Here is a 17,506-nt window from a genome sequence, read left to right as displayed (position 1 = left end):
AAATTTAAACTTTACCCCACTTTTTATTTTAATAGTTTTTTCTATTCTATACGTAAGTTACGTTAAGGAGGAACTAGAAATGAAAAAGTGGGTATTTATTTCTTTTTTTATAGCATGCACAGTATGTGTAGGCTTTTATATATCACCGTTATTTCAGAAGGAAATCGATGTTAAAATTGTCGGAAAAGATGAGCTAGTAAAGGCGACAAATACCGAGAGGAAAGAGATTACGAAGGAACAAATTTATAAGGGTGATTTATTATTAGTTAATAGGGATTATCCAGTAAAAAAAGATAGTATTAGGTCTGATATTATAAATGTAAATCATAATAGTGAATTAGTGAGAGGCTACGTAATATTTGATAGAAATCTTCGTTTATCAAAGTATGTTGTAAAAAAGTTTTTGAACGTTGTCGATGCGGCTGGAAAAGATGGCGTACAGCATTTCTTAATGAGTAGTGGGTATCGAGATTTTAAAGAACAAAGTAAATTATATAAAGAAATGGGATCTGATTACGCGCTTCCAGCAGGATATAGTGAACATAATTTAGGATTATCACTAGACGTTGGATCAACGCAAAAGAAGATGGAGAAAGCGCCTGAAGGAAAATGGATCGAAGAGAACGTATGGAAGCATGGCTTTGTATTACGTTATCCGAAAAATAAAAGTAACATTACTGGAATTCAATATGAGCCATGGCATATCCGTTATGTTGGCCTACCTCATAGCGCAATTATGCAAAAAAAAAATTTCACACTAGAGGAATATTTAGAGTTTTTAAAAGAGGAAAAAGAGATTTCAACTGAAGTAGAAGGTAAGAAATATACTGTTTCTTATTATAAAGTTTCTGAGAATATGAAAGTGAACGTTCCAGCAAACAAGCAGTATGAAATTTCCGGGAACAATATGGATGGGGTTATTGTGACGGTTCAGGAATAAAGAAAAAGGCTGTGCCATTTGGGACAGCTTTTTTTATATAAGAAAGGAATTGACGTTTCTTGTCGGTAAATCGATATTCCTTGTCGAATCGTTGATATATTATAAGTTATGATAGATATAATTGAAAAATCGTTGATATATTGTAAGTTATGATAGATATATTCAAAAAATCGTTGATATAATTTCCTATACTATTACCATTTTGGAGGAGCATCTTTTTATTCACTTTCAAACATTATAACGTTATATTTACTTCTCCCTTTTTTTGTGTTACGCTAAACGTGTGAAAGACATATAAAATGAAACTTTAATGTAAGCGTATTCTTATGGCTTCTTATAGAAAAGGGTGGAAGTACAATGACAGAACGATTCGTACTACGTAATGTAAAACGTGTGAACGGGGAAGAGATTGACATTGTAATTGAAAATAATAAAATCGCACAGGTGACGAAAGCTGGTGCTGGCGAAGGTGGAAAGGTTCTTGATTACTCAGGTACTTACGTATCGAGCGGCTGGATTGATTTACATGTTCATGCTTTTCCGGAGTTTGATCCGTATGGCGATGAGGTGGATGAAATTGGCGTTAAGCAAGGGGTAACGACAATTGTTGATGCGGGCAGCTGCGGAGCTGATCGTATTGCAGATTTAGTAAAAAGTAGGGAGCAGGCAAAAACGAATTTATTTGCCTTTTTAAATATTTCTCGCATCGGTTTGAAACGAATTGATGAATTATCCAATATGGAATGGATCGATAAAGAGAAAGTAATAGAAGCAGTAGAAAAGTATAAAGATGTAATCGTTGGGTTAAAGGCGAGAATGAGTAAAAGTGTCGTTTGTGACAGTGGAATTGAACCGCTTCATGTTGCACGCTCGTTATCTCGTGAAACATCATTGCCGATTATGGTACATATCGGTTCAGCACCTCCTCGCATAGAGGAAGTTGTACCTCTTTTAGAAAAAGATGATGTCATTACACATTACTTAAACGGGAAAGAAAATAATTTATTTGATGAAAAAGGAAAACCGCTACCTGTATTACTAGATGCAGTGAAGCGCGGTGTTCATTTAGATGTTGGTCACGGTAATGCTAGTTTTTCTTTTAAAGTAGCAGAAGCGGCGAAGCGTCACGATATCACCTTTAATACGATTAGTACAGATATTTACCGGAAGAATCGTATACACGGTCCCGTGTATAGTATGGCTCACGTTCTTTCGAAATTCCTTTACTTAGGTTATCCGCTAGAAGAAGTAATTGATGCGGTTACGAAACATGCGGCAGAGTGGCTGAAAAAACCAGAGCTTGGTCGTATTCAAGAAGGCGATATTGCAAACTTAACTTTATTTACGGTGAAAGATGAGAAGGTTACGTTAATTGATTCAGAAGGGGATCAGCGCATTGCTGAAAGAAGAATTGATACGAAAGGGGTTGTCATCAATGGGTCATTCATTGAATGCTAAGTACGGATTAAAAAGAGTAATTAATGCGAGCGGTAGAATGAGTATTTTAGGTGTATCCGCTCCGACAGATACAGTGATGGATGCGATGAAACATGGTGGACAAAATTATGTGGAAATTGCTGATTTAGTAGATAAAGCGGGAGACCATATTGCGAGAATTCTAGATTCAGAGGCAGCGGTCGTTGTGAATTCAGCATCGAGCGGAATTGCACTTTCTATCGCTGGTATCGTGACAGAAGGAAATCGCCGTAAAAGTGAAAGACTTCATCAAGAGGTCATCGCGAAAAACGAAGTGATTATGTTAAAAGGGCATAACGTTCAATACGGTGCTCCAGTCGAAACGATGATTTATTTAGGCGGCGGTAAACTTGTAGAAGTTGGCTACGCAAATGAAGGGAAAGCAGAGCATATTGAAGATGCAATTGGTGAGAATACAGCAGCGATTCTTTATGTGAAATCCCATCACGCCGTGCAAAAAAATATGATTTCTGTTGAAGAAGCATGGGAAGTTGCGCAGCGAAATAACGTACCACTTATCGTTGATGCGGCAGCTGAAGAAGATATTCAAAAATATGTGAAGTATGCAGACCTTGCCATTTATAGTGGTTCAAAGGCAATTGAAGGACCTACTTCTGGTATTGTTGGCGGGAAACGAAAATATATTGAGTGGCTGAAAGTGCAATTACATTGCATCGGAAGAAGTATGAAAGTTGGGAAAGAAACAACTTTCGGCTTACTTCAAGCGCTTGATGAGTACGGCGTAAAAGAAGATAAAAGTGAGCAAGAAAAAGAATTGCTACAAGTACTTATGCCGCTAAAAGAATTAAAAGGTGTAAATGTAACGATTGTTCAAGATGAAGCTGGAAGAGCAATCTTTAGAGCACGTATTCATATTAGCGAAAAAGAGTTAAATAAATCGGCAAAAGACGTTGTGACAGCATTACGCGAAGGGGAAATCGCAATCTATACACGTGATTACGGAGTAAGACAAGGATTCTTTGATATTGATCCACGTCCACTTCAAGGTGATGACATACATGTAATTGAAGAAAAATTGAGAGAAATTGTAGGGGGAAACTAAAATGACAAATATTCAAAAACGTTTTTATAAAGGCCGCGTAGCATTAAATGTATTAGCGAACAATACCCGAAATGCGAAAGATATTTTTGAAGCAGCAGAAGGTTATGTAATAGTGGGAGTGTTATCAAAAGACTACCCAACAGTAGAAGAAGCTGTTACAGCGATGAAAGCATACGGAAAAGAAATTGATGACGCTGTATCAATCGGACTAGGCGCAGGAGATAATCGTCAAGCGGCAGTTGTCGCTGAAATTGCGAAGCATTATCCTGGTAGCCATATTAACCAAGTGTTCCCTTCAGTTGGAGCGACACGTGCAAATCTTGGCGAAAAAGATAGCTGGATTAATAGTTTAGTATCGCCAACAGGAAAAGTAGGTTACGTAAATATTTCTACTGGCCCAATTAGTGCGGCTGGAGAAGAAAAAGCAATCGTTCCAATTAAAACAGCGATCGCACTTGTACGTGATATGGGCGGAAATTCATTGAAGTACTTCCCGATGAAAGGGCTAGCTCATGAAGAAGAATATCGTGCAGTTGCGAAAGCTTGTGCGGAAGAAGGATTCGCATTAGAGCCAACAGGCGGAATTGATAAAGAAAACTTCGAAACAATTGTACGTATTGCGCTTGAGGCAAATGTAGAGCAAGTGATCCCGCACGTGTACTCTTCTATTATTGATAAAGAAACTGGCAATACGAAAGTAGAAGATGTTCGCGAATTATTAGCGGTAGTGAAGAAGCTAGTTGATCAAAATGCGTAAGAAAATTGCAGCATTCGGCGAAGTAATGATGCGCCTGCAAGTACCAGGATATGAGTTGTTGTCGCAAGCTAACACATTAAATTACTCATTTTCTGGTACGGGTGTGAACGTTGCAGCAGCACTTTCTCATCTCGGGCATGAAGGCTTTCTTATTTCAACTTTACCAGAGAACTCGGTTGGGGATGCGGCGGTATCACATATTCAAAAGTTAGGCATTCAGTCACCGTTTATTTCAAGAAGCGGTAAATATGTCGGCATGTACTTTTTAGAAAATGGATTTGGCGCACGTGCAAGCCGCGTTACATATTCGAATCGATTAGAAAGTAGTTTCAATACGGCATGTGAAGACATGTATCAATTTGAAGAAATCGCAAAGGAAATTGATATCGTTCATTTTTGCGGAATTACACTTGCGATGAATGATACGGTGCGCCATCATATGAAATCTTTAGCGAAAGCAGTGAAAGAAAGCGCAGGCACTGTCGTCTTTGATTGCAACTATCGTCCATCTCTTTGGGGAGAAGATGGGTATGAGCAGGCGAAACCACATTATGAAGAAATGCTGGCTCTTGCTGATATCGTTATGATGAATGAAAAAGATGCAATGTTCGTTCTTGGAATGAAAACAGAGGAGACGGAGCGAGAAGCACAACTTATTGATCTTATTCCAAAGGTGGCTGAAACATATCATATCGCTACAATCGCTGGTACACATCGCTCTATTAATAGTGATAATACACACTCGCTTCGCGGATTTATATGTAAAGATGGTGCGTTCACTTTTGCAAAAACACTTACGTTTTCTGTATATGATAGAATAGGTGCTGGAGATGCTTATACGAGCGGGATTATTCATGGCGAGATAAAAGAGTTTGCACCAGAGAAAGCTGTTTCATTTGCGTCAGTAGCTGGAATGCTTGCACATACAATCGTCGGTGATACGCCAATGTCATCAGAGAAGGATATACTTCGGGCAATGACGGCATCAGTAGGTGATGTAGAAAGGTAGTGGGTGTAACGGTGAACGTAACGAGGAAAAAAGGACCATTATATTTACAAATAAAAAATATTATTCGTGATCGAATATTGCATGGTGTATATGCGATTCATACGAATATTCCTTCCGAACCGCAGTTAGAAGAAGAGTTCAAAGTGAGCAAAATTACAGTGCGTAATGCAATTAAAGAACTCGCTCAAGAAGGATATTTAGAAAAGAAAAGCGGTAAAGGAACGAAAGTTATCCGTAATACTTCTGCGACAAAGTTGTCAAAAGGTAAGAAATTTACAGAAGTGTTAGTGGAAGAAGGATATAAAGTACAAAAGAAATTGCTAAAAGCAGAAATCGTTCATAATGAAGAAGGAACGGTGCCATTTCGATTATTCGGCAAGGAGAGTTTTCGTATTGAACGTTTATATACGTTAAATGATGCACCTTACATTCATTATACGCACTATTTCTCAGCAGGAATGGCAAGTACAGATTTATCGGACTTTGACTTGCAATCGCTTTATGATTTAGTTGAAGACCGAGGCATTCACTTAGAAAACTTCAGAGATGAATTCGCTGTTGGACTCGCGCCTAGTTTCGTTGCAGAAGCGCTAGGTGAAAAAGAGGGGACAGCGTTATTAAAACGTATGCGCTATTCTTATGATGAAGTTGGCGAAGTAATTGAATATAGCGAAGGCTACTACAATACAGAAATGCAGCATTATGTAGTGAATTATGACGTATAAAAAGAGGGGATGTTCCCTCTTTTTTTATAAAGTAAAACTTTAATTAGTGGAGGAGGGCATCACCCACTAATTATTAGCCCACACCAATCGGGATAAAAGTAAGGAGAATGAGAGATGGATATATACTTATTAATCGTCACGTTACTTGCGATCACAATTGTTATTTTAGGGGTATCATGGTGGAAATGGCATGCATTTATTAGTTTAACAGTGGCGAGTTTATTTTTAGCTATTATGTCTGGACTGAATTTGACGAAAATAGTGACTGCCTATGAAACTGGTGTTGGTAGTGTACTAGGGCATCTAGTTGGTATTTTAGCCCTCGGAACAATTTTAGGAAAAATGATGTCCGATTCAGGGGCGGGCATGCAAGTGGCAGACTTCTTTATTCGATTTTTCGGTGTGAAGAAACTACCTTGGGCTATGTTATTTGCAGGTTTTGTTATAGGGATTCCAGTGTTTTTTGAAGTGGGGATCGTCATATTATTACCACTTGTTATTTCGATTCGAAAAACGACGAAGCAAAATATATTATTAATTGCGTTACCTGTTATTGCTGGATTATCTATTGTGCACGGGCTTGTGCCACCACATCCAGGGACGATGACAGCAATCGGTATTTATAACGCGAACTTAGGAAAGGTACTTTTATATTCATTACTTATCGCGTTACCAGCAGCCATTATCGCAGGACCGATATTTGCAAAGTGGGTACATAAAAGGGTTATACCCGAAAATGAACCAGAGCTTGTTCGAGTTACGACTGTATCAACAGATTTACCAAGTCGTAAAGTTTCATTTTTCATTATTTTATTACCAGTTGTATTGATGATTTTATCAGTAGTGGCACCATATATTTCATTACCGAAAAAGATAACTGAATTTTTAGTATTTATAGGAAGCCCAGTAATTGCTTTACTTATTTCATGTTTCGCAGCATTTTATTTACTTGGAATAAGACAAGGGATTAATAAAAAGATGATTAAAAAGTTAACGGATGAAAGTTTATTACCAGTCGGTTCCATTATTTTAATTATCGGTGCAGGCGGTGGGTTTAAACAAATATTAATTGAAAGCGGCGTTGGAACAGCGATTGCGCAAATGGCAGAACATATATCGTTATCACCGATCGTGTTAGCTTTCATGGTAGCTGGATTAATTCGAATCGCAACAGGTTCAGCAACAGTAGCATTAACGACGGCAGCAGGAATTGTTTCACCAGTTATTCAGCACATGTCAGGTGTAAATTTAGAATTGCTCGTTATAGCAACAGGTGCGGGATCATTAATGTTTTCTCACGTAAATGATGCAGGATTCTGGCTTGTAAAAGAGTATTTAGGATTAACGGTGAAGGAAACGTTTAAAACGTGGACGGTACTTGAGACATTGTTATCATTTATTGCATTTGGTTTTGCACTTTTATTAAATATGTTTATTTAGAAGATACCTTAATTGGTATCTTTTTTTGATGAAGCCCATTTCCGAAAACAAGCCCGTTTTTAAGAAAGCCAAGCTTCCTATTCGCCCTGAAAACATACTATAAATGGAATCCCCTCATTTAGAGCAAGGTGAACTTGTTATGAATGATACTAAAGGAGGAATAGAGTAATGAGCGAAAAGTGTGAACACAGACATGATGATTGTAACCGCAGACATGGGTGCGGAGGCGGTTTTGCGCTTCTAATCGTATTGTTTATTTTATTAATTATCATCGGTGCTAGCTGCTTCGGCGGAGGCGGCGGTTGTGGTTATGGTGGTTACGGTGGTTATGCTGGTGGCTACGGCGGATATTGCTGCTAATTATTAAAAACTATTGAAAATGGCCTTGTGCAATATGCACAAGGCCATTTTATTCATATTTTGATATGCTGTGATAATTTATTAATGTACAGAGAGCGGATTAAGAAGAAGAAAATAATCTCGATAATCCCGAAAAAGGTGAGTACGATACATGTCTCTTTTAGTAATGAGAAAGAAAACATGCTTTGTAAAAACTTAACCGCAAATAACGTGTGAACACCAGCAACGATGTAAGGAACGAAAAATAAAATTCCTAATTGAATGGTAGCAGAGCGAAACATTTCTGATTCAGTTAAGCCAAGCTTTGTAATCGTAATATACTTTTGTCTTTCAGTTGTTAAGTCATTATACATACGGAAGTATAGAACACTAGCCGCACCGATAAAGAAAATAAAGCCGAGAAATGCCCAAATAAAGAATTGAGCAACTGCATTTCCTTTACCGTAAATAAGTTCATCCGTAGCCGTATGTATGAAGAAAGGAACTTGAGCTTTCTCTTCAGTATGCTTTTCGTAGAACTCACGTGCATCACCACTAATAACACGTAACATATTTTTTGTTGGAACGATTGCATTTTCCCAGTTTTCTACGAAATAGTTATAGATTACAGTTGTTTCAATATGAGGAATCATATTATCAAATACATAATCTTGTACGACAGCTAAATGAGGGAATGCAAATGATGGTTCGATTCCTTTATTAATAAACCCTTTAATATGAAATTCTTTTTTATTAGATCCAAGTGTAATCGTATTTTGCTTTGCAAATGGATTAGATACGAGATCGAGAAGTTCTGGTGAGTGGCGAGAAATAATATACACTTCTGTAGAATCAATTGTTATTTCCGGTCTTTTCAATTGTTTAGCAATTGCGTTATAATCACTCATCTTCATAAGCATAATATCTTCTTTGGAAGCTGTATCTTTTAATACTGTAAACTTATATTTTTTGTAAAGAAAATTATTAGTTGTAAGCTCCGTTTCAATTGTAGAAATATGCTTTTGTTCAAGGGAATTGTCACCTTCTGATGTATACGTGAAGGGAACGGGATATCGCTCTAGTACTGATGCCTTCGTATTGTTATTAGCGGCGAATAATCCAATAATAATCGTAAATGCAAGTGCAGATAGCATAGAAACAATAAAGAGTACATTAATATTACTGCGTGTACGAGAAACTAAATCTGAAATCCATAACATATTTATTTGTTTCAAATAAAACTTTCTGCGCTTCTTTAAAATATAGATGAAAAGAAGGAATGTTTGTGAAAAGAATAAATATGTCCCGACTATTACGAGCGGTAAAATAGATAACATAATAAAAAAGACAGATCCATTTTGCACATTTTTTTCCGTTACGTAGCCTTGCGGATAACCAGCGATATAATAGCATAGCCCTAAACAAATTAAAGCGAATAAAGAGATGAGTATAGATGGTCTTTTTTCAGCTGGCATTTTCTTGTTCCCTTTAATGAGGTGGGCTGTTTTTCGAGTACGAATAAACATTGGTGTAAACGTAGAAACGATTAAAAATAAAATGATAAACGTTACGGTTGTAACGATAATCGCTTCTGTTGGCCAATATAAATAGAGACCTTTCGCACTTGTTAATTTCGAAGTGACTAATAAGAAAAAGTTAGAAAATACAAGTCCACCTTGAATGCCGATAAAGATAGACAATATCCCGATTATCATATTTTCAGTAAATAACAGTCTTTTTAATTGTCTCTGTGAGATACCGAGAATGGTGAGTATCCCGAATTGCTGCTTCCGTACATTTAAAAATGTTCCAATTGAATATAAGAGAAAGAAGAACGAGAACATAACGATCACAAGCTGTGCTGTACTAGCTAAGTTCATTAGAGGATCACGTTCTTGGAAACTTTGTACACTTTGTAACCGCGGGTGATACGCGTATACAGTAAATGAAAAGAAAACCATGATAGAAAACGCACTACTTACAAAGTAGGCGAAATATGCTTTCGAATTACGTGAGACATTTTTAAATGCGAATTGCCAAAATGTCATCCACGTCTTCCTCCTAATAATGCTAAAACATCTAATATTTCTTGATAAAATTTCTCGCGATATAATCCGCGGTGCAGTTCATTGTAAAGTTCGCCATCTTTAATAAAAATAACACGGTTACAATAACTTGCTGCAAACGGATCGTGCGTAACCATTAAAATCGTTGCATCTTCTTCTTTATTTAATTTCGTAAATAACTCCATTACGTCAATTGCCGCTTTTGAATCTAAGTTTCCTGTCGGTTCGTCGGCTAGTAGAAGTGAAGGATGATGAATAACAGCACGTGCTACTGCGGTACGCTGTGCTTGTCCTCCAGAAACTTCAAAAATACGCTTGTCCAAAATATGATCAATTCCAAGCTTTTTTGAAATGTTATCAAGCTTTTCATCCATTTCTTTTAATGGAACATTATCTAATGTTAAAGGTAGTACGATATTTTCACCGATTGTCAGTGTATCTAGTAAGTTAAAGTTTTGGAAAACAAATCCTAACTCTTGTCTTCGGAAAATAGCTAACTTCTCTCTACGAAATGTGTGCGGTTTTTTTCCGTTAATCACGACATCACCAGAAGTCGGAGAATCGATTGTAGAGATAACGTTTAAAAATGTAGATTTTCCGCTACCAGATGGTCCCATAATGGCAACGAATTCCCCTTTATCCACGTGTAAATTTATATTTTTTAAAGCAGTATGAGGGACTTTCCCCTCATATACTTTTGAGACGTTTTTTATGTGTAATACTTCTTCCATAGTAATCACCTTTCTACTTTTTAAAACTTAATGTGTTGTGATAATTTTTGCATATAAAAGGAACGAATTAAAAGGAAAAATAAAATTTCAACTGTTCCAAAAATCAACAGTACGACTGTAATTTCAGCGAAGAACGAGAGATGTAATATTTCTTGTAGCATCTTTGTCGCAAACATCGTATGGATTGATGCCATAATGTAAGGTACGAAGAAAAGAATCGCAAGCTGAATTGTCGCTGAACGTTTCATTTCAGTCTCAGTTAAGCCGATTTTCGTAATCGTTATATATTTTTCTTGCTCATTTGTTAAATCTGTATACATCCGGAAGTAAAGAACACTGCCAGCACCGATAAAGAAAATAACTCCTAGGAAAGTACCAATTAAGAAGAACGAAGCGACATTTAGTTTTGTCTTATATAGAGAATCGCTCGCTTCACTTGCATGGAAAGGTGGATGCTCTGCTTGAATTGCTGCATTATCGTTATGGATTTTTGTTATAAACGATGAACCGATATTATGTGCTTTTTCCCAATCTGTAACTTTGAAGTTATATACACTCATTTGTTTGGAAACGGTGGATAAGGCTTCTACATTTTCATCAGATAGTATGAGTAATTGGTATATTAAGCTGTTTGGGAATGGGCTATAACTTTTATATTCTTTCACTTGTAGTTGTAAATTGTTTTGAGTAAGTGTAAGAGTATTTTTCTGTTCTTTATTATGGAGCGTTCCAATAACCTGATCATCTAAGTCTTTCATAAGAATATAAGATTCATTCTTATTGACCGTGAGCGTTTCCCAATTTAAAGCCTTAGCAAGTACATTATAGTCACTTTGTTTAATGGCATAATAGAGCTGCGTGCTATCTTCAGCCGAAGATACTTCATATATATCCGTTTTAAATTTTGTATAAGTAAAGTGCTCTTCATTAAATTTCTGCTCTAACCAGTTTAAATGTTCATCAGCTAACGTATTTTCAGTATGCGATAAATAAGTAAACGGGAAAGGATTTTGTCTAATCGCATCAAACTTTGTAAATTTCCCGAATCCATATAAGAATGTAATCATTGTAAAAGCGAGCGTCGATAGCATCGCCACAATAAAGAGCATATTAATATTCGTCCGAATACGTGATGCTAGATCAGAAATCCAAAGCATATTAATTCGTTTCATATAAAACGTTCTTCGTGTTTTTAAAATACGAATAAGTAAAAAACTAATTTGTGAAAAGAAAAAGTATGTTCCAGCTGCAATAAGCGATGGGATGACAAATATACTAGAGACGGCATATAAAAGTCCAATTATGTCACCTAGCGACATAAAATACAGCGGATTTGCGGCTAACGCATATCCACATATTAAACAGATCGCACCAAATAGAGAGATGAGCACGGATGCTTTTCTTTCTTTTTGTTGTTTTCCTTCTTTTAAAAGACGTACGGCTTTTCTCGTGCGAATGAGCATCGGTGTAAAAGATGATACGAGAATGAAGAGCCCGAGAAAGATGATGATAGTTAAAACGATAGCACTTGTAGGCGGATATAAATATAAACCAGGTACGTGTGTAATTTTAGCGGTAACTAACAAAAAGAACTGTGAAAAGACAAGTCCAAGTTGAATGCCAAAAAATATAGAAAGAGCACCAATTAACATATTTTCTATAAATATGAGTCGCTTTAATTGTTTTTGAGATATGCCAAGTACTGTTAAAATCCCGAACTGTTTTTTTCGTACTTTTAAAAACGTCCCGATTGAATACAGTAAAAAGAAAAATGAAAAGAACACAATGACAACTTCTGAAATTGTCATTAATATGTTCAGAGAAAAATTCACGTCTGTCATATGCAATTTAGGATGAAATAAATAAACTGCAAATGAGAAAAAGATTGCGATGGAGAACGCACTGCTTACAAAATAGGCGAAATAAGCTCTGGCGTTTCTTGTGACGTTTTTAAATGCAAACTGCCAAAATGTCATTCACCTAAACCTCCTAATAGGGTGAAGATGAAAAGCGTATGAGAGATACTCTTTTCATCAAGTTTGTTTTAAATATTTTGTCCACTCGTGTAATGTGATAATTTTTGCATATAAAGTGAACGAATGAATAAGAAAAATACGATTTCAACGAATCCAAAAATAATAAGAACGGCTGAAACTTCTTTGAACAGAGATAAACCAATTACATCTTGTAGCATTTTTGTTGCGAACATTGTATGAATGGATGCCATAATGTACGGAATGAAAAATAAAATACTAAGTTGAATGGTTGCAGATCGTTTCATCTCTGTATCTGTTACACCGATTTTAGAAAGCGTTATATATTTCTCTTGTTCGTTCGTCAAATCCGTATACATTCTAAAGTAAAGAACGCTACCAGCTCCAATGAAGAAAATAACTCCTAAAAATGTCCCGATTAGGAAGTACGCGGCACTACCTGATGTTATTTTGTATAACGATCCTGCTGATTCAAAGGAGCGAATAAGAGGCCCTTCATACTGGTATTTATTTCGATCTTTTTGTACCTTTTCTATAAAATTATCAGCAATTTCATATGTCTGTTCCCAGTTTTGAATTTTGTAATTGTATGCTGATATATGCTTTACGGTGCTAGGTAAGTTATTTACGATAACATCAGGCAAAACTATCGTTTGATATGAAAAGCCAGATGGAATTGCATTTACATGCTCATAGCCTTTAACTCTTAATTTCGTATTTGTACTAGAGAGTGTAATGTAATCTCTATTGTAGCTTTGCTCAAATTCGTTGAATATGGTGATATAAGATGTCCCTGTTAACACATATGCTTCGTTATCATCCATAAATAGTTGTTTCATTCGTAAAGAATTCGCAAGTTTGTTATAGTCACTTTGCTTAATTGCGTATACGTCATTATAAATAGCTATATCTTTATCTTCTTTTAGTGGTGTTTCATATATATCAGCTTTTATTTTTTGATAAGGGAAATGCTCTTTTTGTAATTGTTGCTCAAGCCAATTTAAATGCTCTGTAACAAAAGGGTTCGCATCATAAGAGAAATAAGAAATTGGGAAAGGGGAAGTTCTATTCACCTCTAGCTTAATAAATTTCCCGAATCCATATAGGAACGTGATCATTGTGAAAGCAATTGTAGAGAGCATCGCTACAATAAAAAGCATATTAATATTCGTTCGAATACGGTTTGCTAAATCTGAAATCCAAAGCATATTAATCCGTTTCATATAAAATCTTCTTCTTTTCTTTAAAATATAAATAAGTAAGAAACTAATTTGAGAAAAGAAAAAATATGTTCCTATTGTAACTAGCATTGGGATAACGAAAATACTCGAAACCATATATATAACACCGATTTGCGGGCTTACTGATACGAAATATTTAGGATTTCCAGCTAACGCATAACCACCAAATAAACAAATCGCACCAAATAATGAAACAAGTATGGATGGTTTTCTTTCTTTTTGTTTTCCACCATTTGTTTTTAAAAGGTGTACCGCTTTTTTTGTACGAATAAGCATTGGTGTGAATGCAGATACAATGATAAAAAGACTAAGGAAAACAATGGTTGTTAAAATAAACGCGTTAGTAGGACCGTATAAATATATTCCTGGAACATGCGTAAGTTTGGCTGTTACTAATAAGAAAAATTGAGAAAAAACAACTCCAAACTGCATGCCGAAAAAGATAGATAAAATCCCGATTAACATATTCTCCATAAAAACAAGACGATGTAATTGTTTTCTCGATATTCCTAAAATGGTCAAAACACCAAATTGTTTTTTTCTAACTTTTAAAAAAGTACCAATGGAATATAGTAAAAAGAAGAAAGAGAAAAATACAATTACTACTTCTGAAAATATCATTAACCCTGAAATTTCAGAGGTCATGTCAAAGTTTTGTAATTTCGGATGGAATAGGTAAACAGCAAACGAAAAGAACACAGCAATGGAAAAGGAACTACTTACAAAGTAAGCAAAATAAGCTCTCGAGTTGCGCGTGACGTTTTTAAATGCAAATTGCCAAAATGTCATAGATTATACCTCCGGCTAGAAGATATAGAAGTAGTTGTATTGCAAAAAATGTATGAGAGTGAGTTCTCATACATTTTGCTTGCATATGTTACGATCATGCTTCGGTCACCTTCTCCGTATGTTCTGCTTGATTATTTGCAGCGTTGTGGAAGATGATTTTAATCGTCGTTCCTTTACCAACTTCAGAATCTAGTTTGACAGAGTGACCTAAATAATCACAAATTTTACTTACAATATAAAGCCCCATACCAGTAGATTCTCCGAATGCGCGACCGTTTTTCCCAGTGTAAAATGGTTCAAATACTCTTCGAATATCTTCTTGCGGAATACCAACACCTTCATCACGAACTTCTAAAATAATATCCTTTCCGTTTCGGTAAGCAGATAAGAAAACTTTCTTTCCGCGCTCACCAGAGTAACGAACAGCATTTGTCATTAACTGATAGATGATAAATTTTAGCCATTTCGCATCAGAAGCAACTTTTAAATCAGAATGGACTTCTAAAACAGGGAAGACACCATTACGAATGAATAGTTCTTTTAATCCGTTAATATTTTTTGTTACCGTATCTTTTAATGAAATCGTCTCAACATGGAAATCTTCATGGAAGTTATTTAACCTAGCCATGTATAAAGCCATATCAAGCCCTTGGTTTAGACGCTCTAATTCTTTTTTAAACTTTGGAATTAAATGCTCGTCTTCCATTTCGAGCACCATAAGCTGCATAACGGAAACAGGTGTCTTCATTTGATGCACCCAGTGGTTAATGAATAATTGATGTTCTTGTTGTTTTACTTCATACGATTGTAGTTCTTTTTGGAAGAGACGGTATTGCGTGCGCACGAGTTCATTTACACCGTGAGGCATCGGAGCAGTTGCTCTTTCAATAAACGCATCTTCCATTTTCTCTGGTTGCTCGCTTAATCTATGGTACATTCTACGATTGCGAACGTAACGGTAAGCGAGGAAACAAATAAATAAATATAAACTTAAAACGACGAAATAAAATTTATTGTTTTGAAATCCATCTACTGCATCATAAAGAACGAAAATGATACCGAAGTTTAAAACGTACAGTAGGAAAAATGCAAAATGATCACGTAAAAATAGCTTCATGCTTATTCACTCCAAGTTGCGTTAAAGCGATATCCAAGTCCACGTACTGTTTCAATAGAGTTCTCAATACCAAGCTCATTAAACTTTTTACGAAGACGCGTAATGTTTACGTTTAATGTATTTTCTTCAACGAAGCTTTCGTCATCCCAAAGCGCAGCTAATAAATCTTCACGGCTTGCTGTACGAGGGAATTTAGATAATAACATTTCAGCTAAAATAGCTTCTTTTTTCGTTAAAAGAACTTGTTCAGATCCGAAGTGAATTTCAGGACGTTCTGGGAATAGTTTTAAACCTTCTACTTCAACGATACGTTCAGAAATATTTGGTGCATAATCACCGTAAATACGGCGTAATTGTCCTTTAATTTTTGCCATTACAACGTCGTAGTGGAATGGTTTTGTAATGTAATCATCCGCACCGCTTTCAATTGCCATAATTTGTTCCATCTCACCAGCACGCGCTGAAATGAAAATAATTGGACAAGTAGATTCATGACGAATTTGACGGCACCAATAGAAACCATCGAATTTCGGTAAGTTTACATCAAGTAAAACAAGATGTGGTTTCACAGCGTTAAACGATTCCATAATATCATCGAAATTCTCTGCAACAACAGCTTCATAACCGTACTTCTGAATGTGAGATTGCAGTAATGATGAAATATTTGGATCGTCTTCAACGATTAAAATTTTATACATATGTATATTCCTCCTCAGAAAAACAATTGTAGCTATAGTGTATCATGTGTTTCAAGTCTTTTCATTATGTTGAAAGATAAGCTAGTAAACAGTATAGGTTAAAAGTGAGAAAAGTAAAAAGGGAACTGGATACAATTGACAAATAACAGTAATCGGTTTAATATTTAGATAAATATCTAAATGTCTAATTATCGAAAGGAAGAAAGACATTGAATCAAGCATTCAAAGCATTAGCAGATCCAACAAGGCGAAAAATTTTAGACTTATTAAAAGAAGGTGATTTAACCGCTGGTGAAATCGCTGAACATTTCAATATGACAAAACCAAGTATTTCACACCACTTAAGCGCACTTAAAAATGCTGAACTTATTCAAGATGAAAAGAAAGGGCAATTTGTTGTGTACTCTTTAAACACAACTGTCTTTCAAGATTTATTAACTTGGGTGTTTACATTTACGAATAAGGGGGAAGAGGGGAAATGAAAAAACATCTTTTTGCAATCTTATTAATTGTTATAACTTGTTTAGCTTGGGCGTTTGCTTGGCCACATTTGCCGGATACAATTGCAACGCATTGGAGCGGCGGTAAGGTAGATGGATATTCTTCTAAATTTTACGGAATGATTTCTATGGTCGGAATTATGATTGCATTATATATATTTCTAAATGTGATACCAAAGATTGATCCAAGAAAAGCAAATTACGAGAAATTTTCTAAAGCCTTTATGATGATGAATAATGGTGTACTATTGCTACTATTTGTAGGAAATATAGATATTATTACAAGTGGATTAGGATATAACTTATTCATTAATCGGGTGCCTGAATTATTAGTTGGTGTTTTATTTTTAGTAATGGGTAATTATTTACCACAGTGTAAGCCAAACTTTTTTGTTGGGATGCGTAATCCATGGACGTTAAGTAATGAAGAAGTATGGCGGAAAACACATCGGTTTAGCGGAAAAGTATTTGTGGCGTTAGGAATTATTATGATTATAAGTGTTTTCGCTCCGGCTGATTGGAGAACTTATATGATGCTTGGGATTATAGTAGTTGCTGTCATTATAACGAATTTATATTCTTACGTTTTGTATAAAAAAGAAATACAAATGTGAGCTATAT

At 35.7% G+C, this 17,506-nt stretch carries 16 protein-coding genes; 10 read left to right on the top strand and 6 right to left on the bottom strand.

What is annotated here, in order from left to right; all coding sequences use genetic code 11:
• Positions 1-79: 79 nt before the first annotated feature.
• The 8 genes from MKY21_RS24350 (at position 80) to MKY21_RS24315 (ending at position 7,770) form a co-directional block, all read left to right on the top strand.
• On the top strand, positions 80-940 hold the full coding sequence (locus MKY21_RS24350) for a D-Ala-D-Ala carboxypeptidase VanY (RefSeq protein ID WP_016118793.1): 861 nt from the start codon (positions 80-82) through the stop codon (positions 938-940).
• Positions 941-1,297: 357 nt separating this feature from the next.
• The gene (locus MKY21_RS24345) at positions 1,298-2,398 is read left to right on the top strand and encodes an amidohydrolase/deacetylase family metallohydrolase (RefSeq protein ID WP_086392315.1); all 1,101 of its coding nucleotides are present in this window, start codon (positions 1,298-1,300) and stop codon (positions 2,396-2,398) included.
• The gene (locus MKY21_RS24340; RefSeq protein ID WP_061664539.1) at positions 2,376-3,479 is read left to right on the top strand and encodes a DgaE family pyridoxal phosphate-dependent ammonia lyase; all 1,104 of its coding nucleotides are present in this window, start codon (positions 2,376-2,378) and stop codon (positions 3,477-3,479) included. The genes MKY21_RS24345 and MKY21_RS24340 overlap by 23 nt, the downstream gene beginning before the upstream one ends.
• A 1-nt stretch (position 3,480) precedes the next feature.
• Positions 3,481-4,236, top strand: coding sequence for a 2-dehydro-3-deoxy-phosphogluconate aldolase (gene dagF, locus MKY21_RS24335; RefSeq protein ID WP_341077540.1), 756 nt, complete (start codon positions 3,481-3,483; stop codon positions 4,234-4,236).
• Complete coding sequence (locus MKY21_RS24330) at positions 4,229-5,245, top strand: sugar kinase (RefSeq protein WP_252209711.1); 1,017 nt, start codon at positions 4,229-4,231, stop codon at positions 5,243-5,245. Before dagF ends, MKY21_RS24330 begins: the two co-directional genes overlap by 8 nt.
• Positions 5,245-5,970, top strand: coding sequence for a GntR family transcriptional regulator (locus tag MKY21_RS24325; RefSeq protein ID WP_000539261.1), 726 nt, complete (start codon positions 5,245-5,247; stop codon positions 5,968-5,970). The genes MKY21_RS24330 and MKY21_RS24325 overlap by 1 nt, the downstream gene beginning before the upstream one ends.
• Before the next feature lie 114 nt (positions 5,971-6,084).
• Positions 6,085-7,410, top strand: a complete 1,326-nt coding sequence (gntP, locus tag MKY21_RS24320) for a gluconate permease GntP (protein ID WP_341077535.1) — start codon at positions 6,085-6,087, stop codon at positions 7,408-7,410.
• A gap of 168 nt (positions 7,411-7,578) precedes the next feature.
• A complete protein-coding gene (locus MKY21_RS24315) occupies positions 7,579-7,770 on the top strand; it encodes a YjcZ family sporulation protein (RefSeq protein WP_001290392.1) in 192 nt (63 codons plus the stop codon).
• A 53-nt stretch (positions 7,771-7,823) separates the two neighbouring features.
• On the opposite strand, the gene MKY21_RS24310 is transcribed toward MKY21_RS24315, so the two are convergent.
• The 6 genes from MKY21_RS24310 to MKY21_RS24285 all read right to left on the bottom strand — a co-directional run bounded on the left by MKY21_RS24310 (position 7,824) and on the right by MKY21_RS24285 (position 16,385).
• Positions 7,824-9,797 (bottom strand): FtsX-like permease family protein, encoded by a 1,974-nt coding sequence (locus MKY21_RS24310; RefSeq protein WP_000144953.1) that lies wholly within the window; start codon positions 9,795-9,797, stop codon positions 7,824-7,826.
• A complete protein-coding gene (locus MKY21_RS24305; protein ID WP_000393250.1) occupies positions 9,794-10,546 on the bottom strand; it encodes an ABC transporter ATP-binding protein in 753 nt (250 codons plus the stop codon). The genes MKY21_RS24310 and MKY21_RS24305 overlap by 4 nt, the downstream gene beginning before the upstream one ends.
• Before the next feature lie 20 nt (positions 10,547-10,566).
• Complete coding sequence (locus MKY21_RS24300; protein ID WP_000144972.1) at positions 10,567-12,522, bottom strand: ABC transporter permease; 1,956 nt, start codon at positions 12,520-12,522, stop codon at positions 10,567-10,569.
• Between the two features lie 68 nt (positions 12,523-12,590).
• Positions 12,591-14,570 (bottom strand): ABC transporter permease, encoded by a 1,980-nt coding sequence (locus tag MKY21_RS24295; RefSeq protein WP_000145056.1) that lies wholly within the window; start codon positions 14,568-14,570, stop codon positions 12,591-12,593.
• A 94-nt stretch (positions 14,571-14,664) separates the two neighbouring features.
• Positions 14,665-15,687 carry a sensor histidine kinase gene (locus MKY21_RS24290; RefSeq protein ID WP_000765341.1) on the bottom strand — a complete coding sequence of 341 codons (1,023 nt, stop codon included), beginning with the start codon at positions 15,685-15,687 and terminating at the stop codon, positions 14,665-14,667.
• 2 nt (positions 15,688-15,689) lie between these two features.
• The gene (locus tag MKY21_RS24285) at positions 15,690-16,385 is read right to left on the bottom strand and encodes a response regulator transcription factor (RefSeq protein WP_000276738.1); all 696 of its coding nucleotides are present in this window, start codon (positions 16,383-16,385) and stop codon (positions 15,690-15,692) included.
• 209 nt (positions 16,386-16,594) lie between these two features.
• Here MKY21_RS24285 and MKY21_RS24280 point away from each other — a divergent pair, with 209 nt between their 5' ends.
• Positions 16,595-16,867, top strand: coding sequence for an autorepressor SdpR family transcription factor (locus MKY21_RS24280; protein ID WP_001070531.1), 273 nt, complete (start codon positions 16,595-16,597; stop codon positions 16,865-16,867).
• On the top strand, positions 16,864-17,499 hold the full coding sequence (locus MKY21_RS24275; RefSeq protein ID WP_000716347.1) for an SdpI family protein: 636 nt from the start codon (positions 16,864-16,866) through the stop codon (positions 17,497-17,499). The genes MKY21_RS24280 and MKY21_RS24275 overlap by 4 nt, the downstream gene beginning before the upstream one ends.
• The last annotated feature ends 7 nt before the right edge of the window (positions 17,500-17,506 follow it).

It is taken from the genome of Bacillus sp. FSL R9-9497 (genome assembly GCF_038005805.1).
Taxonomy (GTDB): Bacteria; Bacillota; Bacilli; order Bacillales; family Bacillaceae_G; genus Bacillus_A; species Bacillus_A cereus.
Note: the sequence above shows the minus strand (reverse complement) of the source record. Positions and strands in the feature narration are given on the sequence as shown.